This window comes from Microlunatus antarcticus (assembly GCF_014193425.1).
Taxonomy (GTDB): domain Bacteria; phylum Actinomycetota; class Actinomycetes; order Propionibacteriales; family Propionibacteriaceae; genus Microlunatus; species Microlunatus antarcticus.
In genome coordinates this window covers 1,481,578-1,506,825 of the sequence record NZ_JACHZG010000001.1, presented here as the reverse complement: position 1 = coordinate 1,506,825, position 25,248 = coordinate 1,481,578, and the positions used below count along the sequence as shown (strand labels likewise).

Genomic DNA, 25,248 nt, shown 5'->3' with positions numbered 1-25,248 from the left:
AGGGTGAGCGGGCTGGTCCAGCCTCAGGTCTCCGGCTGCACAACAGCAAGGACGGTGGTCAACAGGCCCAGAGCGAGCAGGATGGTGCCAACTGCTGTAGTAGTCCGGGACCTGCCGCGCCAACCAGGACATCAACAAGCGGGTCATGGACTCGAAGGACAGACCCGGTTCGTGCTGCGCAAGGCGCTGGCCAAGAACCTGCCGATCATCGTGGTGGTCAACAAGGTCGACCGCCCCGACGCCCGGATCACCGATCGGGTGACCCTTGACGAGACGCGGAAGCGTCGAGCAACCGGCCTAGAAGCCCCCCGCCACCGCCCGGACCGCCACGGGAACCTCCGCCCCTGCCTCCACCAACCGGGCCGCCGAAGAAACCGCCTTGGCTGCCGATGCCCGCGAAGAAGGTGCCACCCCCGCCCTGGTCACCGAACATCCCGCCACCCTGGCCGAGGTAACCGCCGGGGCGGCCCCGCGAGCCGAAGCCGAATAAACGCGCGAGGGGGCCAGGTCGTCCGCCCATCTCGTCACGACCGGTGACCGAGCTCCATGCAGCGGAGCCGACGAAGCCTGCGGCTAGCGGTGCCAGCACAGTCGTGCCAAGCGATGACTGGCCGCCGAGGATCTGCTGCAGCGTGCCGGGCCGCTGCACCTAGAGCCAGGTCGCCGACCGGGCAAGCGACGTCGGCGAGGCGTCGCTCGGCACCTCGGAGGTCTTCGCCAGTGCCTGCAGGACCTCGTCCCGTTCGCTCGGGGTCATGGCCGCGAACGCCTGCTGATGGGCCTGCTCGATCTGGGTCGGATCCGGTGTCCTCAGCATGTACTGGTAACGGCGGGCTGCGTCTGCCGCGGTGCTCACGTCGTGCTCCCCTCGGTTCGTGCTTCCCCCTACAACCCTCCGGCGTGTGAGCCCGACGGGTACAGCCTGTCGGTTGCCGGTCATGATCGTCGAGTCCGAGGCGTCGCCTTCGGGGAGCCCTACGAGACGGTGGAGTGACTATTGGGCCTCAGCGGCAGGCTGACGACGAAGGTGCTACCTCCGCCGGGGGTCGGCTCGTGCCAGACGCGGCCATCGTGCGCGTCGACGAGGCCTGCCACGATCGACAAGCCGAGGCCGGTGCCTCCGGTGTCGCGAACTCGTCCCGGGTCCCCGCGGTAGAAGCGCTCGAAGACCCGGGCCGCGACCTCGGGCTCAAGACCGGGTCCGTGGTCGACGACCCGGCACACCACCTCCGCAGTGATAACGCCCACCTGTACCTCGACCGGCGCGGCCGGCGGCGTGTGCCGCAGTGTGTTGCTCAGCAGGTTGGCCAGGACCTGGCGCAGCCGGGCTTCGTCGCCGTCGACGACCGGTGGTTCGTCGGCCCATGGGGGCGCGATCCTCGGCTGCAGCACGATCGGACGGCCAGGCTGTCGGGCTCGAGCGTCGACGACGGCGTCGGCAGCGAGGGATAGCACGTCGACTGGAACTCGCTCGAGCTGCCGTGCGGAGTCGAGCCGCGCGAGCAGCAGCAGATCTTCGACGAGCGAACCCATCCGAACGGACTCCGCCTCGATCCGGCTCAGCAGCAGAGCCACCTCCTCGGGGCCGGTCGCCACGCCCTGCCGGTAGAGCTCCGCGTGACCTCGGATGGTGGCGACCGGGGTGCGTAGCTCGTGGCTGGCGTCGGCGACGAACCTCCGCAACCGGGCCTCGCTCTCGGAACGGTCGTGGAACGCTTGTTCGATCTGGGCCAGCATCGTGTTCAGCGCTGCCGCCAGCCGTCCGACCTCGGTCTTCGGCGGGGCCGGGTCGACCCGACGCGAGAGGTCCCCGCCCGCGATCGCCTCGGCGGTGTCCTCGATGGCCGTGAGCGGGCGCAGCCCTACGCGCACGAGTATGAACCCGCTGCTGACCGCCAGTGCCAGGATCACCAGCGACGTCACCGCCGTGACCGCCTCGAGCCGGTGGACGGTGGCCTGCACCTCGGCCTGGGAGACGCCGATGACGGTCGCGCCAGCGTCGGCCGGCACCACGCGGATACGCCAGCCCGCGCCCCCCGCCGTCCCGGGCACCGTTCGGATCATGCCGTCGGACTGGGCGGCGGCAAGCCCTGCTGGTCCGAGCGGCCGCAGATCGGGGACGTTGTCGCTGGGACCGAGGTCGCTGGGCAGTCGGCAACGGATCTGACCGGTTGTGTCCAGCGCGGTGATGACGAAGGTCGTCGGCAGCTGCTGCTCGGCCGCGCCACCCTCCGCTGGGGCGGAGCACGGATCGGACGGGCCCTCGCGTGGCGGTCCACCGACCGGCGCCAGCAGCTGCTGGTCCAGGCGCTGCACGAGGTAAGAGCGGAGCAGCAGCACCCCGGCCACGTCGGCGACGAGCAACCCGCAAGCGAGCAGCAGTGCAATTCCGAGGATCAACCGCGCTCGCAGCGACAGGGTCACGGTGTGCTTCGCACGAGACGGAGCGTGTAGCCGACACCGCGCACGGTCTGGACCAGCGGCGGGTCGAAGACATCGATCTTGCGCCGCAGGTAGCGGATGTACGAGTCCACGACTGACCCGTCGCCGTTGAAGTCGTAGTGCCAGACGTGCTGCAGGATCTGGCTTCGCGACAGCACACGCCCTGAGTTGTGGAGCAGGTACCTGAGCAGCGCGAACTCCGTGGGCGAGAGGTTGACCAGCTCGTCGTGGCGCCAGACCTGGTGGCCCTCCTCGTCCATGACGAGATCGGCGTAGGTCAGCCGGGTCTCACCCGGGTCGAGCTCGCCCGTGCTGCGGGATCGGCGCAGGATGGTGCCGACCCTGGCCACGACCTCCTCGAGGCTGAACGGCTTGGTCACGTAGTCGTCGGCCCCAAGTGTGAGGCCGCGGACGCGGTCCTCGACGGCGTCGCGTGCCGTCAGGAACAGCACCGGGAGGTCGCGGTCGCGCCGTAGCTCGCGCAGCAGGGTGAAGCCGTCGGTGTCGGGCAGCATCACGTCGAGGATCACGAGGTCGGGCTGGAAGCGGGATGCGACCGAGCGTGCTTCGGAGCCGGAACCGGCCGTGGCCACCTCGAAGCCGACGAACCGCAGGCTCAGCCGGAGCATCTCGGTGATCGACTCAGCGTCGTCGACGACGAGGATCTTGGCCCCGGCGGCGGCGGATGGAACCTGCACGCCCCTAGCGTGCGTCACCCACATGTCAGTTCGGTGAGAGCGCCGGCTCTCACCGAACTCTCACCGAACCGACGCCGGGCGCATACGTTGCCCGGCCATGGTTGCTGCCGTGCCCGACGTGATCCCCTGCCCCCTCGCCAGCCCCGATCGTGAGGACCGCCCATGAACCGCCGCCGCGTGTTCGTCAACAGCGTGCTGGGGGTGGCTCTGGTCGGGGCTGGCCTCGGCACCTACCTCTCGGTGAGCTCGGCCGGGCAGTCGACGGCCCAGGCCGCCCGCACCGTCGTCGTCAGCAAGGCCAACCTCACCTCGACGGTGACCGCGACCGGCAACGCCGAGGTCGTCACGAGCATCGGCGTCGAGCTCGAAGGCTCGGCCGGGGTCGTCCGCAAGATCTACGTGAAAGAAGGCCAGAAGGTCACCAAGGGCCAGAAGCTGCTCCAGATCGACCAGACGGCGGCGAAGCAGGCGCTCAAGACCGCGAAGAACGGGCTCCGCTCCGCCGAGGCATCGTACGAGACCACGACCCAGGGCCAGTCGGCCGACGAGCTCGCTCAGAACAACGCCTCGATCGCCGCGTCGCGCACCTCGCTGGCGAACGCGCGGACCGGTTTGAAGCAGGCCAAGGCCTCCTACTCATTGGACAAGAAACAGACGGCCACGACGGTCGACATCGCCGAGGATGCCGTCGACCAGGCCGAGGACGCCTACGACGACGCAAAAGACGCACAGACCAGCACGACGAGCACCGACGCGTCCGGGACCGTCACGACCACCACCACCGACACGGCGGCCAGCACCGACAGCGCGGAGGCTGCGGTTACGTCGGCCAGGAACGCCCTGACCCAGGCCAAGCAGTCGCGCGACAGCACACTGCTGAAGGACCGGCAGGCCATCGAGAGCCAAGAAGGTCAGGTGGCCTCCGCTCAGAAGGCCCTCAGCTCGCAAGTGGCTGCAGCGAACGTGGCCGCCCAACCGGCGCGGGCCGGGGCGGTCAAGTCCGCCCAGGTGCAGATCGACAACGCTCAGGTCGCGGTGGACGAGGCCCAGACCACACTCGACGAGACGGTGCTCCGCGCCCCCGCCGCCGGTACGGTCGCCGACGTCACGGCGGTCAAGGGCCAGTCGTCCGGCTCGTCGAGCTCAAGCTCGAGCTCGAGCTCCTCCAGCTCCAGCACGACCTCCACCTCCTCGACCTCGACCTCGACCACGTCCGGACTGGTCACGCTGACCGACCTCGACAAGAAGCAGATCGAGGCGTCGGTGGCCGAGGCCGACGTCACGAAGGTCAAGGTCGGCCAGAAGGTCTCCGTGGTCTTCGCCGCGACCGACACGACCGTGGTCGGGACCGTCACCGCGATCGCCACCCAGGACACCGTCACCAACAACGTCGTCACCTACGCCGTGACCGTCACCCTCGACGGAAACGCCGCCGCGGTGCGGATCGGGCAGAGCGCCAGCATGACCATCACCACCGGCACCGCTACCGGCGTCCTGGTCGCACCGAGCAGCGCAGTCACGACCGCCGGCGATCGGACCACCGTCACGCGACGGGTCAACGGCGTCGACAGCCCGGTCGTCGTCGAGACCGGCCTGGTCGGGACCAGTGGCACCGAGATCAGCTCCGGCCTCGCCGAGGGCGACACCCTGGTCGTCCCGACGACAACGACCGCCTCGTCCACCTCCACCACCAGCTCCGGTGCCGGCGGACTGGGCGGCGTCGGCGGCGGCGGCGGCCCCCGGTGACCGGAGCACGTGCGGCCGGGCCGGTCATCGCTCTCAACCGGGTGACGAAGACCTACGGCGAGGGCGAAACGGCGGTGCACGCCGTCGCCGGCGTCACGCTCGACGTCGAACGCGGCGACTACGTCGCGATCATGGGCGCCTCCGGGTCCGGTAAGTCGAGCCTGATGAACATCATCGGCTGCCTCGACATGCCGTCGCGCGGCACGTACCACCTCGACGGCGTGGACGTCCGCCGGCTGGTGGACCGGCAGCTGTCGCTGATCCGCAACCGCAAGATCGGCTTCGTCTTCCAGAGCTTCAACCTCATCGCCCGCACCACGGCGATGAGCAACGTCGAGCTGCCCCTCGCGTACGCAGGCGTCTCGAAGGCAGACCGCCGGGCCCGGGCGCGGGTGGCGCTGGAGCAGGTCGGCCTCGCCGGGCGTCTCGACCACACCCCCGCCCAGCTCTCCGGCGGGCAGCAGCAGCGCGTAGCGGTGGCGCGGGCCATCGTGTCCGAGCCCGTGCTACTGCTGGCCGACGAGCCGACCGGTGCGCTGGACTCGCGCAGCACCGTCGAGGTCCTGGCCCTGTTCGACGAGCTGTCCGCCGCCGGCCGCACCATCGTCGTGATCACCCACGAGGACGAGGTCGCCCACCACGCCAAGCGGGTGCTGCGCATGCGGGACGGGCTGATCGCCTCCGACGAGCGCCAAACCGGCGTGCACGAGCTGCCGCCGCGCTACCGCGCCAGCGAGGTCGACATGGAAAGAAGAGCCTCGTGAACCTCGGGCAGAGCGCGCGTTTCGCGTGGCGCGGGGTGACCGCCAACAAGCCGCGGTCGGCCCTGACGACCCTCGGGGTCCTGATCGGCGTCGCCTCGGTGATCATCCTCGTCGCGGTCGGCACCGGGTCCAGCAAGAGCGTCTCGGACTCGATCAGCAGCCTCGGCTCCAACACCCTCACCATCAGCAGCACCACCGGCGGGACCGGCGGACGCGGCGGAGGCGGAGGCGGTGGGGGCGGCGGCGGCGGCGGGGGCATGCCCGGCGGCACCAGCACCACGTCCACCGACACCGGGACCAAGACGAAGACCACGACGCTCAGCGTCGCCGACGCCGAGGCGCTCCTCCACCCGACGACAGCGCCCGACGTGCTCGCCGTAGCCCCAGTGGTCTCGGCGTCGTCCGTGGTCGCCACCTACTCCGGCGCCTCCCACACGGTGACCACGACCACCGGGTCCACGAGCGCCTACCTCACGATCAACAACGACACCGTGTCCTCCGGGCGGACGTTCACCGACTCCGACGAGGACACCCGGACCCGGGTCGTGCTGGTCGGCACAACCGTCGCTGAAGACCTGGCCGGCGGCGACGGCAGCGGCGTCCTGGACCAGGTCATCCAGCTCAACGGCAGCTCCTTCACCGTCATCGGCATCCTCACGACCAAAGGCAGCACCGGCCCGCAAGACCAGGACGACCGCATCATCGCCCCGCTCAACGCGATCCAGGACACGCTGTCGGGCTACGGCGCCTTGAGCTCGATCTCGGTCAAGGCCACCTCCGCCGACACCGTCACGGGCGCGGAGGCCGAGGTCGAGACGATCCTCGACGGTCGGCACGGCACCACCTCGAGCGACCGCGACTACACCGTGAGCAGCGCCTCGTCGTTCATCACCGCAGCCACCTCCTCGACCAAGACCTTCACCGTGCTGCTCGGTGCGGTCGCGGCGATCTCGCTGCTGGTGGGCGGCATCGGCGTCATGAACATCATGCTGGTCACCGTCACCGAACGGACCCGCGAGATCGGCGTCCGCAAGGCCATTGGCGCCGGCAAGGGCGACATCGTCGCGCAGTTCATCATCGAGGCCGTCCTGCTGTCGGTCTTCGGCGGCCTTGCCGGCGTGATCGTCGGCCTCGTCGGCTCGCAGTTCACCATCGTCGGCGTCCAACCCGTCGTCGCCCCGTACTCGGTGGTCGTGGCCTTCGGCTTCGCCGTCGCCGTCGGGCTGTTCTTCGGCCTGTACCCCGCCAACCGCGCTGCGTCCCTGCGTCCCATCGACGCGCTCCGATACGAGTGACACCCGAGAAGAAGGCCCACCTCATGCGCTGGTCACGACACCCCGACAACACCTCGCTGGGCGAGCTGATGAACTCCCAGCCAGACACCTCGGACAACACAACCCCGTCCGACACGTCCACCGCAATCCTGTCGTCCGACGGCAAGCCGGACGAGGAGACCCGGATCCGCCTCTGGCCCGGGGACTACATGGATGACTCCACAGCGTCGGCCTCGGGGGCCGGCGAGGGAACCAACCACAACGACGCGGTTCCCGACGGAGGCGACAGCTTCCTCGACGACGAGGACTACCTCCCCCAGGAACGCCGTGGTCCAAGCCGTCTGACCGTAGGGCTGATCGCCGCCCTCGTACTAGCCCTCGGCGTGCTCGGCGGAGTCTGGGTGGAGAAGCAGCTCGGCTCGGCCAACTCCGCCGTCGGCCAGGGCATGCCAGGCGGCGCCAGCGGACAGGGCTTCCCGAACGGAGGCACCGGCGGCCAGGGCATGCCCGGCGGGACCTCGAGCGGTCAGGCTTTACCAGGTGGTGCCGCCTCGGGGTCGACCGGCAACCAGGCGGGGGCCGGCGGCAGGTCGGGCGGCGGCTCCACCGCCCCGAGCACGCCCGTGGTCGTCGGCACCGTCTCGTCCTCCGGTACGAAGTCGCTGGTCGTCACCGACCTGGGCGGCACCAAACACACCGTCGTGATCACCAGCACCACCACCGTCACCGCGCCGTACGGCCACAACTCGCTCGAGGCCGGCGACACCGTCGCCGTCACGGGCACCACCACCTCCGACGGCTCGGTCACCGCGACCAGCGTCACCGTCTCCTGACCACGACCGAAAGGCTCAGCATGACCACCGGCACCCATACGGCCACCCGGCCCCGCCGCTTTCCTCGCGCTGTCACCTGTGGTGCGCTGCTGCTCACCCTGGCGGCCAGCCTCAGCGCCTGCGGAGGTTCCGAAAGCAGCTCGACCCCGTCCGCGTCCCCCACCTCCAGCGCTCAGGCGGGCGGCCCCGGCGGTGGGGGCGGAGCACAGATGCAGCAGGTCCAGGCCTGCCTCGAAGCCGCGGGCATCGAGGTGACCAGGCCGAGCGGCACACCCAGCGAGATGCCGAGCGACGGCGGTCCCGGCGACGGGACCCCGCCGAGCGGCATGCCTAGCGGAGCCGCGCCAAGCGGGGCACCATCGGGCGGTCCAGGCGGAGGTGGCGGCGGGATCGACTTCAGCGACACCAAGGTCCAGGCCGCACTGAAGGCCTGCGGCATCAGCGTGCCCTCGCAGCCAGCGGCTCCCGGTGCCACACCCGCAAGTTGACAAGGCCCGACCAACGACATGCGGCGCCCGCCCGCCACGTCGATGCGCACGCGGTGCTGGCGGCGCTCTCCGAACCGTCGCGCTACGCGGGGCTGGGCACGCTCCACGCCACCCTGCCCTTCGACGCAGGCCTTCCGACCACCTTGGACCGGCTGGCCGGACTTCCAGTCCTGATCGTCCAGGGAAGTGCCGACCGCATCATCCCGACCGAGCTCGAGGCCCGCTCGTGGACCTACCTGCACGAGAGCTCCGGAGCAGCGCTGACCGCCCACAAGACTCCGGGCGGCCACGGCATGACCAGGAACGACGTCGACGTCCTCGCGCACTGGATCGCCGGTCTTCCGGCCGGGCCGTCCCCGCACGACCAGTGACGGGCCGGATCTACTAGCGCGGGACGGTCGCGGCGCCGCCCACTCATCCCCGCCGTACGCCACCAGGCGTCGGCCAGCACGACGAAAGCAGACCTATGAGCAATCAGTCCCCCGTTACCGCGATCCTCGTCATCGACATGCAGAACGACACCGTGCACCCCGACGGCGCCTACGCCTCCTTCGGCGCCGCCGAGCACGCCACCTCCCAGCAAGTCATCCCCCACATCGCCTCGATCCTGACAGCCGCCCGCGACGCCAAGATCCAGGTCTTCCACAGCCGCATCGTCGTCCACCCGGTCCCCGGCCTCGGCGGCGGCAACGCGCCGATCTTCCAGATGCTGGCCCCCGACACGTTCAAGATCGGCAGCTGGGGTGCAGAGATCGTGGACGAGCTCGTGCCCCAGCCCGGTGACGTCGTCCTCGACCGCACCCGGATGAGCTTGTTCAACGGCACCGAGATCGACGTCATGCTCCGCAACCTCGGCGTCCAGCGCCTTGTCGTCGTTGGCGCGTGGACGAACATGGCCGTCGAGCACACGGTGCGCGACGCCGCGGACCACGGCTACGAGGTCACGCTCGTGGAGGACGCCACCTCGAGCCTCAGCACCGAGTGGCAGGCCGCGGCGGTCGGCTTCGCCCTCACGAACATCGCCACCATCACCGACACCGCGAGCGTCACGGCGACGTTCTCAGGTTGACGGTTCGACGGCGCTGCGGGTCACTCTGCCCGGACACCGGCGGGCTGGTGGTCGCTGCTGGTGCTGGTCAGGTCCCGCTGGTGCGCGGCCGCACGGTGGGAGCGGTCCTCGTAGGTGAAGCTCGCCAGCGCGAGGACGATCCCGAGGACTCCGAGCCCGACGCCGATCCAGCTGGGAGCGAGGTACCCGAGCCCGGCGGCGATGACGACGCCGCCGAGCGCCGCGCCAATGCTGTTGGCGACGTTGAGCGCGGAGTGCACGAGGGCGGCGCCCAGCAGCTGGGCCTCCCCCGAGACAGCGATCAGCCGGGTTTGCACGGCGGGGATCAGGAGCATGTTGGAGCCGCCCACCACGAAGGCGCCGACGAACACTCCCCCGGGCGAGTCACCGAAGAGCCCCATGAAGGCCATCGCGGCAAGGAAGACCGGAAAGCCGACTACGACCGTACGGCGGAGATTCTGGTCGGCGGCCCAGCCACCGATGAGGTTGCCGACCACCATCCCGAGGCCGAAGACGGCCAGCACCCAGGGCACGTAGGCCGGCGGCAGACCCGCCTCGACCTGGACGACCTCCGCGATGTAGGTGTAGACCGCGAAGAAGCCCCCGAACCCGATAGCGGCCACGCCCATCATCAGCCACAGCTGCGGCCGCCGGAAGACCCGCAGCTCCGCGCGCACGGAGGCTCCGACTGGGCGGGGCTGCGGGGGCACGGCGACGCTGAGGGCCACAAGGGTGAGCAGGAACAGGGCCGCCACGACGAGGTAGGCGGTGCGCCACCCGTAGAGCTGACCCACCCGGGTGATCACGGGGACGCCGACCACGTTGGCCAGGGTCAGGCCGCTCAGGACGAAAGCGATGCCCTTGGCCTGGTTGCCGGGACCCATGATCCGCCCGGCGACCAGCGCGGCCGCCCCGAAGTAGGCGCCGTGCGGCAGCGCGGCGACGAACCGGGCCAGTACGACGAAGCCGAAGCTCGGAAGCACCGCCGAGGCCACCGTGCCGAGCGCGAGCACCGCCATCAGGATCAGGAGCAGGGTCTTGCGGGGCAGCCGAACCGACAGCACGGCGAAGATCGGGGCTCCGACGACGACGCCGAGCGCGTACGCGGTGATCAACCAGCCGGCGCGGGCGATCGCCAGGTCGGGCGCCTCTGCCGACAGTCCGGGTTGGAGGTCGTGGGCCAGGTTGGGCAGCAGCCCCATCGCGACGAACTCGGTGGCGCCGATCCCGAAGCCGCCGAGCGCGAGAGCGAGGAGCGCGCACCAGCGGCGCGCAGAGGACAGAGGGGGCACGAGCGACCTTCACCTGGATGGACGGGCGGCAGCCCTGCGGTCGAGCCGCAAGGCTGTTTAGCGCTCGGGGTGGGACTGCGCTGTACCACCTCAACTGCTGATCTTAGGGTCGAGCTGACCCCGACTGAGCGCGCACGTCGTCGATCCACGCGCAGCACGTGAACGGCGTCGGCGAGGCTGTGCACGGGCGAGTCCGTGAGGCCGTCCGCCACGTACTCGGCGGTGGCGCACGTCTGCCACGCCAGCCCCTGTCGCAGGGTGAGCCCGGTGGTGTCGTCCCACCGGTGGCTGCCGGAGGCGACCTCGACGACGAAGCTCGACGGGGAGACGAACGGTCGGACGAAGCGAGCCGCTCCTGCCGTCCCAACGACGGTGGCAAGGCCTGAGTTCATGACCGCCATGGACGTGCTTACGCTCGCCTGGCGACCGCCGGCGCTCTCAATCGCGACGACGGACTGCTCGTCGACCCCGGAGGCGCGTGCGTCTGGACGAGGGCGCGCACCGTCTCTGCCTGCCCGATCGCGAAGTGCGCGAACCAGTAGCCGTAGACGCCCATGTCGAGCGCCGCACCGCCGCCCTTCTCCCGGTCGAAGAAGCGAGGCGGGGCGTCCGGAGCGACCTGCCAGCCGACATCGGCCGTCGCGAGCCGCACCTCGCCGAGGTCACCACGGTCGAGCACCTGCGCCAGGACGTCGAACTGCGGCAGATAGCGCGTCCACATCGCCTCGGCGGCAAACACGCCCGCTGCCTGCGCCGCCCCAGCGAGCTCCTCGGCCTCTCGCGCCGAGATCTCGATCAGCTTCTCGACGAGGACGTGCTTCCCGGTTGCGATCGCGAGCATGGCCAGCGCATGGTGCTGCCGGTGCGGGGCCGCCCCGTAGACGATGTCGACGTCGGCCCGTGAGACGAGCTCCTCGTAGGAGTCGGCCACGCCGCGGATGCCGTGCCTGGCCGCGAACTGCTCGGCCCGCGGACGCGACCGCGAGCCCACCGCCGAGATCGTCGGGTCTGTGTTCGCCAGGACGGTGGCCGTGAAGTCGTTGGCGATCTCGCGGAGCGAGGACGCCCCAGCGCAGCGTGGGTCCGCCGCGAAGGTGGGGCCCACGCGCTTCCGGGAACCGGCTCACGATCAGCCCGGGATCGGGGTAGCGCTCGCGGTGTCGAGCATCTCCTCGACCTCGACGATGAGGCCGGCCTTGTCGAGGTGAAAAACGCACCAGATGACGGCGAGAAGCTGCCCCTGCGGCGTCTCCAGCCGTAGCCGGGCCAGGACCCGAGCGGGGTCCTCGAACGGCTCGGTCACGACGTGGATCGCGTACGGCGGCCGGCTCTCGAACTTGTGCCGCGTCGTCTCGGTCAGCTGCTCGATCCCCTCGACCGTCGCGGCCTGGGCGAAAGGAAAGGTCTGGCGACCCTCCGGGTGCCACAGGGACGTCCAGGCCGTGAGGTCGCGTACACGCTCGCTCTCGTACATGGCTTCGACCGCGGCGACGTTGCGGTCGCGGACGGCCTGCTGCTCCTTGGTCATGCTTCTCCCAGGCCGTTGTCGGCCGTGACCTTCGCATACCAGGCGGCACTGTCCTTGGGCGTGCGGACCTGCGTCTCGTAGTCCACGTGCACCAGGCCGAAGCGGGACGACTCCCCGTAGGACCACTCGAAGTTGTCGGTGAGCGTCCAGATGAAGTAGCCCCGCAGGTCGACCCCGTCGGTGATGGCGCGGTGCGCGGCCCGGAAGTGGGCGTCGAGGTAGGCGATGCGGTCCGGGTCGTGCACTGCGCCGTCGGCGTCGACGACGTCGTCCAGGGCGATGCCGTTCTCGGTGATCCACAGCGGTGGTGCGTCGTAGGCGCTCGACACGTGGGTCAGCAGCTCGTAGAGCCCGTCGGGGTTGATCTCCCAACCGCGGGCTGACCGCGGGAGCCCGGCGCCGACGAACTCGACGTCGCCGGAGCCGACGTACGGCGTCCCGTGGTAGCGGTGGTTCCGACCGGCCCGGACCACGTACTTCATGTAGTAGTTGATGCCCAGCGCCTCGATCGGCTGACTGATGAGCTCGAGGTCGCCAGCCTGGACGTGGTCGAAGGTCATCAGCGGAGCCAGATCCGCGACGAGGTCCTCGGGGTAGCTGCCCTTCAGGATGGGGTCGAGGAAGAGCCGGTTGGACAGGGCGTCGATGCGCCGGGCCGCGTCGGCGTCCGCCTCGCTGTCCGTGGCCGCAGCGACCGGCGACAGGTTCAGCGTGAGACCGAACTGGTGCTCCGGACCGGCCTGGGTACGCATCGCCTGCAGCGCCAAGCCGTGCCCCAGCAGCAGGTGGTGGACCGCGTGGATGCCGGCGACCGGCTCGTTGCGGCCTGGCGCGAGCTGGCCGGCGGCGTAGCTCAGGAGGCCGGCGCAAAAGGGTTCGTTGAGCGTCGTCCAGTGCTCGACCTTGTCCTTCAGCGCGTCGAACACCTGGGTGGAGTAGTCGGCGAAGCGCAGGGCCGTGTCGCGGACGGGCCAGCCGCCGGCGTCCTCGAGGACCTGCGGGAGGTCCCAGTGGTAGAGGGTCACCCAGGGGGTGATGCCGCGCTCGAGCAGCTTGTTGGTGAGCCGGTCGTAGAACGCGAGGCCGGCTGGGTTGAGCTTGCCGTGGCCGTCCGGCTGCAGCCGGGGCCAGGCGAAGGAGAAGCGGTAGAAGCTCGTGCCGAGGTCGGCCATCAGCTCGACGTCCTCGGCGTAGCGGTAGTAGTGGTCGTCGGCACGGTCACCGTTCGAGCCGTCGGTGATCATCCCGGGGGTGTGGGAGAACGTGTCCCAGACCGAGGGTGAGCGCCCGTCGACGCCGACCGCTCCTTCGATTTGGTAGCTCGCTGTCGCGGTGCCCCAGCCGAAGCCGTCAGGGAACGTCACGGGCTCGGGTGCAGCGGTGGTGGAGATGGTGCTCACAACCTTTCGCGGACGCGGCACAGGCCGCCGTGCGGATAGATCTTCAGGACCGGCAGCGGGCCTGTCGGACGGTGGCCGACCGCGTCAGCCCTTGACCGCGCCGCTGGAGAGGCCCTGGACGAAGCGCTTCTGGACCAGCGAGAAGGCGACCACGATCGGGAGGCTGGCCAGGATCGAGGCCGCCATGATGTTGTTCCAGTGAATCGGTGAGGTGGGCTGCGCGACGATCGCCGACAGCCCGATCGCGAGCGTCTGGGTCGCGTTCGTCGTGAGCACGGACGCGAAGAGGACCTCGCTCCAGGACAGCACCGTCGCGAAGACGGCGACGGCGACCACGGCCCCCAGGTTGGACGGCAGGACGAGCCGGACGAAGGCCCCGACGTCGGACAACCCGTCGATCATGCCGGCCTCCTCGATGTCTTTCGGGATGGAGGCGAAGTAGCCCGCCAGGACCCAGATGCACAACGGCAGTGCGAACGAGAGGTAGACCAGGACCAGCGCTGGCCTGGACCCGACCAGCTGGACGCCGACCAGGCCCTGCAGCTTGACGAGCAGCAGGAATAGCGGGATCAGGAAGAAGATGCCGGGGAACATCTGCGTGGACAGGATGACGGCCAAGAAGGCCTGCCGCCCGGGGAAGCGGTAGCGGCTGACGCCGTAAGCCGCTGCGAGCGCGATCGGGATAGCGATGGCCACCGTCGCGACGGTGACGATGATGCTGTTCATGAAGTACTTGGCCAGAGGCGTCTCGTGCCAGACGTCGACGAACGCGCCGAGGTCCGGATGCTGCGGCCACCACTGGAAGGTGTTGGAGAAGTCTTCGAAGCGAGTCGCCGCCGTGACGAACGCGATGTAGATCGGGAACAGGACGAAGACCGACAGGGCAGCCAGCACGACCACCCGCGCGACCCGAAAGCTGAGGACGTCCTTCATCACTGGTCTCCGAATCGCGTGATTTTGACGTAGGGGACGACGATGAAGAGCGCCAGGACGATAACCGCGAGCAGCGTGATCGCGGCACCGACGCTGTAGGCGAAGCTGACGAAGGTCGTCGTGTAGGTGTTGAGCAGGAACAAGTTGCCCGACTGCGGCGCGATCTGGCCGAAGAAGACGAACGGTGTAGCGAAGTCGTTGAAGTTCCACACGAACAGCAGCAGAGCGAGCACCCCGAGCGTGGAGGCGACGTGCGGCAGGATCACGTGGCGCACCTCGGCCCACCGTCCGCCGCCGTCGACCGAGATCGCCTCGAAGAGCTCGGTGGCGATGTTCGACGTCGCGGCGAGCATCATCAAGAACACGAACGGCCAGGTGCGCCATACCGCGGTGACCACCAGGCTCGAGAACGCGAAGGGGTCTTGGAGGTAGAGCACGTCGCCCGTGATCCCGAGGTCGTGGTGCAGCAGGGTGTTGACGGCCCCGTTGCCCTGGAACGCGAAGTCCCACGCCAGGACACCGGCGTAGAGCGGCGTCGCGTAGGGCAAGACGAAGAAGATCTGGAAGAAGCGGCCGCGACGCAGGCTGCGGACGAAGACCGTGGCGACAAATCCGAGGAACAGGCTCACGGCGACCACCGCGACCACGTAGCCGAGGCTCAGCAGCAGGGACCGCAGGATCGGCCCCCCGATCGCGGGCGATCCGAAGATCAGCTTGAAGTTGTCGAAGCCGATGAACGGGGCCCTGAACCAGTCGCGGATCGTGAACTGGTTGACCTTCGTGAAGCTGGTAAAGACGCCGACCAGGATCGGTACGACGTAGACCAGCGCCTCGCAGAGGACTGCCGGTGCCATCAGGTACCACAAGACGCGGCGCCGGTAGGCCGGCGGTGCGCTTCGCACCTTGGCGACGAGCCCGTTCGCCCGCCCGGGCGTGGACGTCGTCGGCTCTTGGACAACTGCTCCCTGGGTCATGCCCATTGCTTCTCCTCCGGCCTTTGCGGTGGGATCGGGACGGCCGGTCGGGCGGCTGTGCCGCCCGACCGGCGTCCGGTCACTTCTGGGTGGCTTCCCGGGCGAGGGCTGCCTGCTGGACCCCCTGGAGGGCGGACTGGATCTCGGGTGCCCCGACCTGCTTGCCGGTCGCGACCTGGCCGGCGAGCTGACCGATAGCGCGGGTGTACGCCTGCGACAGCGGTCCGTCGTCGGAGTTGATCTGCTGCGGCTGGGCGTACTTGTCGGCGATCTCGATGTCGATCTTGTCGATCTTGTACTTGCTGAACTCGGACGCCTTGGCGGCGTCGAGCGTGACGGGGATCGAGCCGTTGTTGACGTTCTTAGTGATCTGGGTCTTCGTGCTCAGCAGGAACTTGATCCACTTGATCGAGGAGTCCTGCTTCTTGCTGGAGCTGAACAGGATGACGTTCTCCCCAGCGATGTGGGACTGGACGGCCTGGTCGGCGGGCGGGGTCTCTGACCGCATCGGCAGCAGGGCCGCCTCGTACTTCGACTGGTCCATCGTCACGTTGCTGCGGCCCTGGGTGAACAGGAAGGCCAGCTTGCCGTTGTTGAAGTCCTGCTCCGACTGGGCCGCGTTGTACTGCGCGGCCTGCGGCGACATGATCTTGTCCTTGCCCATCCAGTCGAGGAAGAACTGCATGGCCTCGACGTTGGCGGGCGAGTCGGCCGCCGCCTTGCCGGTCGAGGCGTCGAAGAAGTCGCCCCCGTGCTGGCGCATCAGGATCCACTCCCAGGTGGTCATGTCGGAGACGTTCGCGACGTTGACCGAGGTGCCCCAGATGCCCTTCGCGGGGTCGGTCGTCTTCTGGGCGTCGGCGATGAACTCGTCCCACGTCTTCGGAGGCGCGGTGATGCCGGCGTCGGCCAGGATCTTCTTGTTGTAGACCATCTGCCAGGTTCCGCCGCCGATGGGGATGGAGACCGGGTCCTTGCCCGGGTAGCCCATCACCTTGGTGAACGCCGGTACGAGCTGCTGGGTCCCGCCGATCTGGTCGAGCATCTGCGGGGTCCACGGAGTGACGCCGCCGGTGTCGGAATAGATGCCGTTCCACGTGTTGCCCCCCGAGGCGACGTCGGGACCGGTGTTGCTGGCGATCGCCGTAGTGAGCTTGGAGAGCAGGCTGCTCCAGTCGATGACCTCGACGTTGACGGTGATGCCCGTCTCGGCCTTGAACTGGTCGGTCAGTGGTTGCAGAAGGGCCTTCGTGCCGCTCTCGGACTGACCGGCCTGGGGCGGGGACCAGTAAGTGATCGTCTGCATGTCGCTAGCCGAGCTCGCTCCTCCCCCCCCGCCGCAGGCTGCCGTGACCAGTGAGGTCACCGCCAGCACGACGGTGGCGGCCGCGAGGCGGGACCTGCGGGCGATGCGGCGGGATCGACGGGCAGGCGTACCTGCCGCAGGCGGCGTTGCCCGGGTCGAAGGGGTCATGGCGGTCAGCTCCTGGTCGATGGGTGAGAGGTGAAGGTGCTCATGCGATGCCTCCGCCGGCGCGAAGGTTCTGGCCGGTGATCCAGCCGCCGTCTGGCCCGGCGAGGAACGCGACGACGCTCGCGACGTCCTGGGGCCGGCCGAGCCTGCCGAGCGGCGTGGCCGCGATGGCACCCGCCAGCTCGTCCGGCGTCCGGTCCGCGCGCAACCGCTCGGTGTCGACGGCGCCCGGCGACACCGTGTTCGCGGTGATCCCGCGGCTGCCGAGCTCCTTGCTGGCGATGGCTACCAGCTGCTCGACCGCTGCCTTGCTCGCCGCGTACAGCCCGTTGCCAGCAGCCGGGTTGGCCGTGTCCAGCGAAGAGATGTTGATGATGCGTCCGCCGTCGTTCACGCGCCTCGCGGCCTCCTGCAGGACGGTAAGGCCGCCCTTCAGGTTGCCGTCAACCATCACTTGGTAATCGTCGTCGGTGATGTCGGCGACGTCGGCGCGCACGATGTCGGTGCACGCGCTGTGCACGACGATGTCGAGCCCGCCGAGCACCGCGATGACCTCGGCGAACACCTGACGCACCTGATCGGTGGACTCGATCTGTAACTGGGCGGTTCGGCAGGGCTGCTCCGGCGTGCTGAGCTCCCCCACTAACGCCGTCGCTTCGTCGACACGACCGGCGTAGGTGAAGAAGACGGAGGCGCCGTCTGCGGCCAGCCGCTCGACGATCGCACGCCCGATGCCACGCGATCCGCCCGTGACCAGGGCGACACGGCCCTGAAGGGATCCCACCAGGAGCCTCCTTGCTCTCTGCACCTCGGCCTCGTCGCCGACTGGATACGATGTTTCTAATGTATAGAAAGGAAGTATGTCAAGGGTTCCCCGGTCGACCCTGGTGATCGTGGTATTCGAGGAAGCTGTCGATGACCGTCCGGGTGTTCAGTGCATGGGTCTCAGACCTCGCGCAGCTCCCGCCACATCGAACAGGTCTAGGAGCGACTGGGCCCGAGCCGAGACCGTAGGACCAGGCTGGCCGCCCCCAGAGCCGCCGAGTCCGGACCGGTCTCGGACAAGGTCACCTCGGTCGCGTGGACGAGTCCGACATAGCTGAAACGCCGCAGCTGCTCGGCCGCGGTATCGACGTAGATCTCGCCGACGCCGGCGAAACCCGGCCCCGCCAGGACGATCGAGTGCAGGTCCATCAGGTTCGTGAGCGAGACCAGCACGGACGCTAGGTGCTGGGCAGAGGCGTCGATGAGACGGCGCGCGGCTGGATGCTCCCGTGCGGCCGCGGCAGCGACCTTCTCGTGGTCGCGGCGGACCGTGGCGCCGGTGCGTCCCAGCCGGAGCGACGCACGCAGGTCGGTGTCGCCACGCGCGAGCTCGACGATGCGGACCGCACCCGCCATGGCGTTGAGGCAGCCGTGGCGTCCGCACTCGCACTGCGGTCCGTCCGGGTCGACGAGCACATGGGATATCTGACCGGCGTTGCCCGACGCACCACGGTAGACGTCCCCCCTGATCATCAGACCCAGTCCGAACCCGTCCGTCATGTAGACCGTGGCGACATTGTCGGTCGGCGGCCGACGCCCGATCCAGAACTCCCCCACGGCGGCGCAGATCGAGTCGTTGTCGACGATGACGGAGGTGGCCAGCGCGGAGCCCAGAGTGTGTTCGAGGTCGAACTGCTCCCACTGCGCGGCATCCGGGTCGGCCCGAAGCTTGCGGTAGGGGCTGTCTTGGCGTCCCTTGACGGCCACCCCGACCCCTAGGAGATCGCCGGAATCGATCCCGGCTCCGGACAGCAGCAGCCTGGTCTCCTCGGCCATCTGCTGCGTCACCGTGATCGGGCGGCGCCCTCCGCTGCCCTTCGTAGTCCGACGCTCGATCACCTTCCCGTTGAGGTCGACGACCACGTAGGTGATGCCCAGGTCCTCGACCGAGATCCCGACGGCAGCCCGGGCGGCGGCGTTCAGCTGGATCAGCGTGCGGGGCTTGCCCCCGGTCGACTCGGCCTGACCGGTCTCGACCACGAGGCCGTCCTGCATCAGCTGCCGGATGATCCGGGTGATCGTCGCCCCCGTGAGTCCAGAACGGTCGACGAGCTCGGTTCGGCTCACCACACCGCTCGACCTGATCAGGTCCAGGATCGCCGCATGTGTCTCGAGCGCGGTCACCCCGCGGTACTGGCTCGCCACACGCTCATCCTTCCGGAACGACACGCGGGGAACCGGGCGTCCCAGCACGAGCTCTCCTTTAGCCGAGCACCGATCTTTCTAATCTAGCGGCAGAAACCTGCCGGTGGCGCTTCCCCGGTCGCGCACCCCAGCAGCGGCCGCGGGACAGGTTCGATGCGCACCCGGCGTCGCACCTGACCGCGGCAAGCGGGCAGCCGGTGTAGTTTCACGCTGACTCAACACCTGAGGTCTGGAGGACGTTGAATAGGACGGTGTCATGGACGCGGGACCGCAGCGCCTCAAGGGGAGCTCGTACCGGGGAACGCGTAGTGCGGTCCTGGACCTGATCCGTTCGAGCGACGGCGTCTCCCGCGTGGAGCTGTCGCGGCGCTCAGGGCTCACCGAGGCCACCATCTCGAAGATCGTGAAGGATCTGCTCGCCGACGGGGTGGTCGTCAACGCCGGCGAAGCGGAGTCCACCGGCGGCAAGCGTCCCCAGCTTCTGCGCCTCAGCACGAGCACGCGATACGCGGTCGGGATCACCTTGGACATCTCGACCAGCGTCATCGTCCTGTGCGGGCTCGACGGCGCGCCGATCGCGGAGCGTCGGATCCCCGGGTTCGGTCGGGACGAACCCGCGCCGGTGGTGTCTCGCGCCGCCTCAGCGGTCATGGGGCTACTGCGCGACCAGGGCGTGCCTGGGGCGTCCATCATCGGCGTCGGGCTGGCAAGCTCCGGCCGGCGTCGTAGCCCGCTGGGCTGGGGCGAAGACGCCGCTGTGGCCGACCGCTGGGAGCGCTTCGACACCGGCGAGGCCTTGGCCGAGCGCCTCGGCCTCCCCGTAACGGTCGAGAACGATGCGAACTGCGCGGCCCTCGGGGTGTTCTGGTCGGGCGGAAAGGACGCACCACGCACGTTCATGACGGTCTACATGTCGGAGGGCATCGGCGCAGGCATCGTGATCGCCGGGTCGCTCTATCGGGGAGCCTCGGGCAACTCCGGCGAGATCGGCCACGTCACCGTTGACGCCCAAGGTCGCCCTTGCTGGTGCGGGGCGAACGGCTGCCTGGAGACCGTGGGACCACCGCGCGCCATCATCGCGCAGGTTCTCGCCGACGACGAACTGCGTCGTACCTTCGAGGTCGACGCCGACACCGAGCCGGGGACAGTGCACCGACGGGTGCTCGAGGCGGCCGAGACCGGCTCGGCCACCGCGCTCGACCTCCTCCGCTCGTCGGCGCGGCAGGTCGCCGACGTCGTCCGCGGCCTGGCGAACACCCTTGACCTCGACTCCATCTTTCTGGCGGGCCCGGGGTTCGGTTCGGCCGCCCCGATCTACCTCGCCGCCATCCGCACCCGGCTCGCCGAGGCCTCGTTGGCCCGCGGCGTACACGCCGTCAACGTCGAGTTCGCGGGGGGCGGTCCCGAGGTCGCCGCGCTAGGAGCGGCCTCGGTCGTGCTGCACAGCGCCTTGACCCCCCACCACGACCTGGCGGTCCGCTGGTAGGCCAGGGCTCCCTTACTTTCGTAACTAACTATTGCTAAGTCCCTCGAACAGGCCTAGTGTCCTCCGCAAGCGTCACAGCCGACGCCCCGACAGGAGGACTGACCGTGCTTCGCAGGCGTTCACGGATCGTGCAAGGAATCGCTCTCACCGTCACCTCGGTGATCGCTCTCGCCGGCTGCGGCGGTGGTGGTAGTGGCGGATCGACCTCGGGTGGCGACGGCGGATCGCCCACCGCAGGCACCATCCAGTGGTGGAGCTGGACCCCGGACAACGACGTCGCCGAGCGCGACATCGCGGAGTTCAACAAGCAGTACCCCGACATCAAGGTCACCTACAAGAAGGTCCCGAACGCGGACTACACCGCGGTGCTCCGACCCGCTTTGGCGTCCGACTCCGGTCCCGACGTGTTCACGATGGCCGCAGCGGGCACGGTCGGTCCGTTCGACGTGTTCAACCCGTACGCCGCCGACCTCACTCCGAAAGTCTCCGAGCTCCTCGGGTCGGACTGGCAGTCGAAGGTCTATGCCACCGGTGTGAAGGCGTTCAGCAAGGACGACAAGCTCAAGGCGATGCCGTTCGCCAAGGTCGCGGCCGGCAACATGTGGATCAACCCGGACATGTTCGACAAGTACAACGTGAAGGTACCGACGAACCTCGCCGAGTGGCAGCAGGCGTGCCAGACGTTCCGCTCGAACGGGTTGGGCTGCTTCAAGGAGGGCATCGGCGCCTCTGGCTTCGATGTCGACACCTTCCACTCCATCGTCAACAGCATCGAGCCCGGCCTCTACCAGCAAGCCGCCACGGACCAGGTCAAGTGGACCGACCCGCGGTTGGTGCAGGCGTGGCAGATCTTCTCCGACCTGCAGAAGGACAAGATCCTCGATCCGGGCGGAGTCGGTGTGCAGCAGTATCCCGACGTCAACAACGCCTTCCTGTCGGGCAAGGTGCCGATGGTGCAGATGGGGTCCTGGTACGCGCAGTACGCCACGGTGAACAGCCTGACCGCTGCCCTGGCCGGGGCGGGTGTACCGGTCGACACGGCGAAGGTAGCCATCCAGCCCATCTCGTTCCCCGATGTGGCGGGCAAGGGCAACCCTGCCTCTCTGTTCACCGACCCTGACGCGGCGCAGGCGGTCAACAGCAAGTCGAAGTCGCTCAACGCGGCGACCACGTTCGCGCTGTGGCTGGGTGGGACGACACAGGGTCAGAGCAACGTGGCGAACAATGTCGATTCGCTACCGACCCTCGCCGGCGTGCAGCCTGCCTGGAACGACATCAAGCTGGTGAACCAGAAGGTCCAGGAGCCGTTGCTGAAGGACCTGTACACGAAGGCGGCCGACGCCAGCGAGCCGCGCAGCCAGAACCTGCCCGCCGCTCGGTTCCAGGCGATCTCGGACGCCAACCAGGCCGTGCTCGGGGGAAGCAAGACCCCCACTGAAGCTGCGGCTGACGTGCAGGCCGCGTTCGACGCCAACCCGGTCGGATCGTGACCGGGTCCGTCCTGCCGCCCCCCGCGCTCACGCAGAGCAGCCGTCGCCGCCGTCAGGTCGATGGCGACGGTTCCCGGGAGTCGGTCGTGCGGGGGGCGCCTGGTGACCGTCGGCCGAGGCAGTCATGGGTCCGACGCAACGCGGCCCTGCCCTGGATCCTGCCGGCGTTGGTGGTGTCCGTCGGAGTCCTCTACTACTGCATCGGCTACACGGGCTACCTCTCGACCCTGAAGTGGGACGGGGCGAGCCCTGAACCGGAGCAGGTAGGGACGCGCAACTACGTCCGGATGTTCTCCGACCCGATCTTCTGGCGAGCGTTGCAGCACACCGCGGTGTTCTTCCTGGTGACCTTCGCAGTCCAGGTGCTGCTCGGCATGACCTTTGCGGTCATCCTGCACTCCCAGGTCCGGCTGCGCGGGCTCTACAAGGTGTTGATCTTCATCCCTGTGGTCATCGCACCCGCGACGACTGCGCCGGTGTTCCGCCAGATCTACTCCTCGGACGGTCAGCTGAACGTCGTGCTGCGGCTCCTCGGGCTGCACGACTTCAGCTACCCCTGGCTGGCGAACGGGGCGGCGGCGCTCGTCGTGGTGATGTCGGTGGCCATCTGGCAGTCGACCGGCATCAACTTCGTCCTCTACTACGCCGCGATGAGCCAGATCGACACCGAGATCCTCGAGGCAGCCCGTCTCGACGGGGCCAGCAACCTGCGGGTCGTCAGCAGCATCATCTGGCCAGGCGTGCGGGGCACGACCCTGGCGATCGCGATCCTGACCGCCATCGGGTCGTTGAAGACGTTCGACATCCCGTTCCTGATCACCGTCGGCGGGCCGAGCTACTCCACCGAGTTCCTCGGGACCCAGATCTACCGGGTCAGCGTCGCCCTCTCCCAGGTCGGCTACGGAGCGGCGCTGTCCATGGTCCTGCTCGTGCTCGCCCTGCTGATGGCGGTCGCCCTCAACGTGGCCGGCAAGGAACGGGGGGCCCGCCGTGTTTGAGCTTCGAAGCCGGCGCAGCCGAGTCCTCGTTCAGGTCGTGCTGACCCTGCTCGTGATCCCGTTCGTCTTCCCCCTGGTGGCCATGGTGCAGGGGTCGCTGGCAGGGCTTGGGTGGGGCAACTACCGCACGGTCCTCTCGCTCGACCTGCTGCCGCACTTCTTCCTCAACAGCGCACTGATCTCGATCGGCGTCATCGTCATCGTACTGGCCTGCACACTGACCGCTGCGTTCGGCTTCTCCAAGCTCCCGCTCGGCGGCCGGGAGGTCTACTTCTGGCTGCTGCTGGCCTGTCTCACGCTGCCCGAGGTCGTCCTGCTGGCCCCGCTCTTCGCCACCGTGACCGCCGTCGGCGCGTACAACACCCTCTGGGCAGTGATCATCCCGGCAGCGGCGCTGCAGGTCCCCTTCGCCGTGCTGCTCGCTCGCAACTTCGTCGACGGCATCCCCTCGGAGCTGGTCGAAGCGGCGCGGGTCGACGGCGCCTCCACCGGCCGCGCCTTCGTCCACGTGGTCTTGCCGCTCACGAAGCCGATCGTCGCGGCCGTGGTCGTGCTCGTCTTCATCAGCTCCTGGAACGGCTACCTGTTCCCGCTGCTGTTCCTGCAGACCCCCGAGCAGCAGACCATCACGCTGATCCCGCAGTTCTTCATCGGCAAGTACAACAACGACCAGACCAAGGTGCTCGCGGCCGCCGTGATAACCGCGCTGCCGGTGATCATCGCCTACGTCTGCTTCCAGCGCTTCTTCGAACGCGGCCTCGCCGCGGGTGCCCTCAAGTAGCAATCCACCACACACGAACGAAAGGAGCGCGCGATGCCGCACGCCCGGATCGACATGCACCGCACCCTCGAACCGAAGATGGCCGACATCAGCGCCGCGATCCTGCGCGGCATGGTCACCGGCTTCGAGATGCCCGCCGACGACCTGTTCCAGATCTTCCGGCTCCACGAGCCAGGAGAGCTCGTCTACTCCCCCACCTTCCCCAACCAGCAGCGAGACGACATCGTCTTCATCGAGCTCGTCGCCAGCAAGGGCTACAGCGACGACCAGAAGCAGGCGGCCATGAGCGCGATTGTCGACGAGGTGTCCGCCCTCGACATCAGGCGCGACAACCTGCTGCTCGTGATCAACGAGGTCGGCCAGAACTCCACCTGGTACGCCCCCGAGCCGGTCTGACGCCCTCGACGTCTCCGCTCGCTCTCCTCACGACCCGATTGGACTGACATGAAGTACCCACGTGTGCTCGAACCCGGCCAGCGCTCCCAGGTGTGGCTCGGCGGCACCTCGCTCGATGCCCCGACACTTGTCCTCGAGACCTCCGACCTGCTCGTCGAGGCGCCCAACTGGACCATCGACGGCCTGCTTCTCCTGAACGGCGATGGGGTTCTGTGGACCCTCGACCCCGACGACCCCTCAGCCGGCCTGCAGCCGGTCGACCTGCCCGGCCTCCCCGACCTGAACAACGACCACGTGCTGGACCCGGACGGCGAGCACGTCTACGTGTCAGCGATGGACACCCACATCTACAAGAGCCCGCTGGCCGGTGGCGCCTCGGAGAGGGTCACGCCCGAGGACGGGAACTGGCACTTCCTGCACGGGGTCTCGCCCGACGGCAAGCGGCTCGCCTACGTGGAGATCGCCGACATGGCGAGCCCCGTCGGGCGCCTCGTCGTCCTCGAGCCCGATGGCTCGGTGACCCACGTCGACACCGGGCCCGCCCACATCGACGGGCCCGAGTGGTCGCCCGACGGGGCCTGGATCTACTTCAACACCGAAGGCTGGGCCTCTCGGCCGGGCCACGCCCAGCTCGCCCGCGTTCCCGACGCCGGGGGGCCGGTCGAGTGGCTCGTCTCGAGCGAGACGGTCGACTGGTTCCCGCACCTGTCCCCCGACGCAAGGCTGGCGACCTACATCTCCTTCCCGGCGGGGACGGAGGGCCACCCCGCCGACCTCGACGTCGAGGTCCGGATGGTCTCCACCGACGACTGGTCCACCCCGCTGCAGCGCTACCCGCTCTTCGGCGGGCAGGGCACCATCAACGTGAACAGCTGGTCGCCTGACAGCTCCCGGTTCGCGTTCGTCGCGTACCCGATCTCGTGAGGACGGACTCGCCCGAGTGGCTTCGCCCGCTGGGCTCGACCGGCCTGACCGTCTCAGCCATCGCGGCT

At 68.8% G+C, this 25,248-nt stretch carries 24 protein-coding genes and 1 pseudogene; 13 read left to right on the top strand and 12 right to left on the bottom strand.

Annotation, left to right across the window (positions count from 1 at the left end; translation table 11 throughout):
* Window positions 1–138 precede the first annotated feature (138 nt).
* A pseudogene (locus FHX39_RS22395) lies at window positions 139–261 on the top strand (GTP-binding protein); the annotation flags it as partial.
* A gap of 388 nt (window positions 262–649) precedes the next feature.
* Here FHX39_RS22395 and FHX39_RS06985 read toward each other — a convergent pair.
* The 3 genes from FHX39_RS06985 to FHX39_RS06975 form a co-directional block, all read right to left on the bottom strand.
* On the bottom strand, window positions 650–856 hold the full coding sequence (locus FHX39_RS06985; RefSeq protein ID WP_183337399.1) for a hypothetical protein: 207 nt from the start codon (window positions 854–856) through the stop codon (window positions 650–652).
* 119 nt (window positions 857–975) lie between these two features.
* Entirely contained in the window at window positions 976–2,424 is a 1,449-nt protein-coding gene (locus FHX39_RS06980) for a sensor histidine kinase (RefSeq protein WP_183337398.1), read from the bottom strand.
* Window positions 2,421–3,140, bottom strand: coding sequence for a response regulator transcription factor (locus FHX39_RS06975; protein ID WP_332836706.1), 720 nt, complete (start codon window positions 3,138–3,140; stop codon window positions 2,421–2,423). The genes FHX39_RS06980 and FHX39_RS06975 overlap by 4 nt, the downstream gene beginning before the upstream one ends.
* Window positions 3,141–3,302: 162 nt before the next feature.
* Between FHX39_RS06975 and FHX39_RS06970 the strand changes: the two genes are divergently transcribed.
* From FHX39_RS06970 to FHX39_RS06945, 6 genes are all read left to right on the top strand, one after another.
* Entirely contained in the window at window positions 3,303–4,886 is a 1,584-nt protein-coding gene (locus FHX39_RS06970; RefSeq protein ID WP_183337396.1) for an HlyD family efflux transporter periplasmic adaptor subunit, read from the top strand.
* On the top strand, window positions 4,883–5,650 hold the full coding sequence (locus tag FHX39_RS06965; RefSeq protein ID WP_183337395.1) for an ABC transporter ATP-binding protein: 768 nt from the start codon (window positions 4,883–4,885) through the stop codon (window positions 5,648–5,650). The genes FHX39_RS06970 and FHX39_RS06965 overlap by 4 nt, the downstream gene beginning before the upstream one ends.
* Window positions 5,647–6,945 carry an ABC transporter permease gene (locus FHX39_RS06960; protein WP_183337394.1) on the top strand — a complete coding sequence of 433 codons (1,299 nt, stop codon included), beginning with the start codon at window positions 5,647–5,649 and terminating at the stop codon, window positions 6,943–6,945. Before FHX39_RS06965 ends, FHX39_RS06960 begins: the two co-directional genes overlap by 4 nt.
* A gap of 23 nt (window positions 6,946–6,968) precedes the next feature.
* Window positions 6,969–7,757, top strand: coding sequence for a hypothetical protein (locus FHX39_RS06955; protein ID WP_183337393.1), 789 nt, complete (start codon window positions 6,969–6,971; stop codon window positions 7,755–7,757).
* Window positions 7,758–8,241: 484 nt separating this feature from the next.
* Entirely contained in the window at window positions 8,242–8,616 is a 375-nt protein-coding gene (locus FHX39_RS06950) for an alpha/beta hydrolase (protein ID WP_183337392.1), read from the top strand.
* A 95-nt stretch (window positions 8,617–8,711) separates the two neighbouring features.
* Window positions 8,712–9,314 (top strand): cysteine hydrolase, encoded by a 603-nt coding sequence (locus FHX39_RS06945; protein ID WP_183337391.1) that lies wholly within the window; start codon window positions 8,712–8,714, stop codon window positions 9,312–9,314.
* A gap of 20 nt (window positions 9,315–9,334) precedes the next feature.
* Here the strand turns inward: FHX39_RS06945 and FHX39_RS06940 are convergent, their stop codons facing one another.
* From FHX39_RS06940 to FHX39_RS06900, 9 genes are all read right to left on the bottom strand, one after another.
* The gene (locus FHX39_RS06940; protein ID WP_183337390.1) at window positions 9,335–10,606 is read right to left on the bottom strand and encodes an MFS transporter; all 1,272 of its coding nucleotides are present in this window, start codon (window positions 10,604–10,606) and stop codon (window positions 9,335–9,337) included.
* A gap of 409 nt (window positions 10,607–11,015) precedes the next feature.
* Entirely contained in the window at window positions 11,016–11,711 is a 696-nt protein-coding gene (locus FHX39_RS06935; RefSeq protein WP_183337389.1) for a Gfo/Idh/MocA family protein, read from the bottom strand.
* A 24-nt stretch (window positions 11,712–11,735) separates the two neighbouring features.
* Window positions 11,736–12,134, bottom strand: a complete 399-nt coding sequence (locus FHX39_RS06930) for a nuclear transport factor 2 family protein (RefSeq protein WP_183337388.1) — start codon at window positions 12,132–12,134, stop codon at window positions 11,736–11,738.
* Window positions 12,131–13,534: a GH1 family beta-glucosidase gene (locus tag FHX39_RS06925; protein ID WP_332836705.1), complete on the bottom strand. Its 1,404-nt coding sequence runs from the start codon at window positions 13,532–13,534 to the stop codon at window positions 12,131–12,133. The genes FHX39_RS06930 and FHX39_RS06925 overlap by 4 nt, the downstream gene beginning before the upstream one ends.
* A gap of 84 nt (window positions 13,535–13,618) precedes the next feature.
* Entirely contained in the window at window positions 13,619–14,467 is an 849-nt protein-coding gene (locus FHX39_RS06920) for a carbohydrate ABC transporter permease (protein WP_183337387.1), read from the bottom strand.
* A complete protein-coding gene (locus tag FHX39_RS06915) occupies window positions 14,467–15,441 on the bottom strand; it encodes a carbohydrate ABC transporter permease (protein WP_232530591.1) in 975 nt (324 codons plus the stop codon). Before FHX39_RS06915 ends, FHX39_RS06920 begins: the two co-directional genes overlap by 1 nt.
* Before the next feature lie 79 nt (window positions 15,442–15,520).
* Window positions 15,521–16,747 carry an ABC transporter substrate-binding protein gene (locus tag FHX39_RS06910; RefSeq protein ID WP_183337385.1) on the bottom strand — a complete coding sequence of 409 codons (1,227 nt, stop codon included), beginning with the start codon at window positions 16,745–16,747 and terminating at the stop codon, window positions 15,521–15,523.
* 208 nt (window positions 16,748–16,955) lie between these two features.
* On the bottom strand, window positions 16,956–17,699 hold the full coding sequence (locus FHX39_RS06905; protein ID WP_183337384.1) for an SDR family oxidoreductase: 744 nt from the start codon (window positions 17,697–17,699) through the stop codon (window positions 16,956–16,958).
* 197 nt (window positions 17,700–17,896) lie between these two features.
* Complete coding sequence (locus FHX39_RS06900; RefSeq protein WP_183337383.1) at window positions 17,897–19,105, bottom strand: ROK family transcriptional regulator; 1,209 nt, start codon at window positions 19,103–19,105, stop codon at window positions 17,897–17,899.
* Between the two features lie 256 nt (window positions 19,106–19,361).
* On the opposite strand from FHX39_RS06900, the gene FHX39_RS06895 reads away from it, so the two are divergent.
* The 6 genes from FHX39_RS06895 to FHX39_RS06870 all read left to right on the top strand — a co-directional run bounded on the left by FHX39_RS06895 (window position 19,362) and on the right by FHX39_RS06870 (window position 25,180).
* A complete protein-coding gene (locus FHX39_RS06895; protein ID WP_183337382.1) occupies window positions 19,362–20,591 on the top strand; it encodes an ROK family transcriptional regulator in 1,230 nt (409 codons plus the stop codon).
* A gap of 158 nt (window positions 20,592–20,749) precedes the next feature.
* On the top strand, window positions 20,750–22,081 hold the full coding sequence (locus FHX39_RS06890; protein WP_183337381.1) for an ABC transporter substrate-binding protein: 1,332 nt from the start codon (window positions 20,750–20,752) through the stop codon (window positions 22,079–22,081).
* Between the two features lie 170 nt (window positions 22,082–22,251).
* A complete protein-coding gene (locus FHX39_RS06885) occupies window positions 22,252–23,079 on the top strand; it encodes a carbohydrate ABC transporter permease (protein WP_332836936.1) in 828 nt (275 codons plus the stop codon).
* 37 nt (window positions 23,080–23,116) lie between these two features.
* Complete coding sequence (locus FHX39_RS06880) at window positions 23,117–23,860, top strand: carbohydrate ABC transporter permease (protein WP_198423287.1); 744 nt, start codon at window positions 23,117–23,119, stop codon at window positions 23,858–23,860.
* Between the two features lie 33 nt (window positions 23,861–23,893).
* Window positions 23,894–24,256, top strand: a complete 363-nt coding sequence (locus FHX39_RS06875; protein WP_183337379.1) for a tautomerase family protein — start codon at window positions 23,894–23,896, stop codon at window positions 24,254–24,256.
* Between the two features lie 48 nt (window positions 24,257–24,304).
* Window positions 24,305–25,180, top strand: coding sequence for a TolB family protein (locus FHX39_RS06870; RefSeq protein WP_183337378.1), 876 nt, complete (start codon window positions 24,305–24,307; stop codon window positions 25,178–25,180).
* The last annotated feature ends 68 nt before the right edge of the window (window positions 25,181–25,248 follow it).

Coding starts and splice junctions, on each gene's coding strand:
- FHX39_RS06970 (WP_183337396.1), top strand. CDS start 3,303: ATGAACCGCCGCCGCGTGTTCGTCAACAGCGTGCTGGGGGTGGCTCTG.
- FHX39_RS06955 (WP_183337393.1), top strand. CDS start 6,969: ATGCGCTGGTCACGACACCCCGACAACACCTCGCTGGGCGAGCTGATG.
- FHX39_RS06945 (WP_183337391.1), top strand. CDS start 8,712: ATGAGCAATCAGTCCCCCGTTACCGCGATCCTCGTCATCGACATGCAG.
- FHX39_RS06930 (WP_183337388.1), bottom strand. CDS start 12,134: ATGACCAAGGAGCAGCAGGCCGTCCGCGACCGCAACGTCGCCGCGGTC.
- FHX39_RS06920 (WP_183337387.1), bottom strand. CDS start 14,467: ATGAAGGACGTCCTCAGCTTTCGGGTCGCGCGGGTGGTCGTGCTGGCT.
- FHX39_RS06915 (WP_232530591.1), bottom strand. CDS start 15,441: ATGACCCAGGGAGCAGTTGTCCAAGAGCCGACGACGTCCACGCCCGGG.
- FHX39_RS06910 (WP_183337385.1), bottom strand. CDS start 16,747: ATGCAGACGATCACTTACTGGTCCCCGCCCCAGGCCGGTCAGTCCGAG.
- FHX39_RS06895 (WP_183337382.1), top strand. CDS start 19,362: ATGGACGCGGGACCGCAGCGCCTCAAGGGGAGCTCGTACCGGGGAACG.
- FHX39_RS06875 (WP_183337379.1), top strand. CDS start 23,894: ATGCCGCACGCCCGGATCGACATGCACCGCACCCTCGAACCGAAGATG.
- FHX39_RS06870 (WP_183337378.1), top strand. CDS start 24,305: ATGAAGTACCCACGTGTGCTCGAACCCGGCCAGCGCTCCCAGGTGTGG.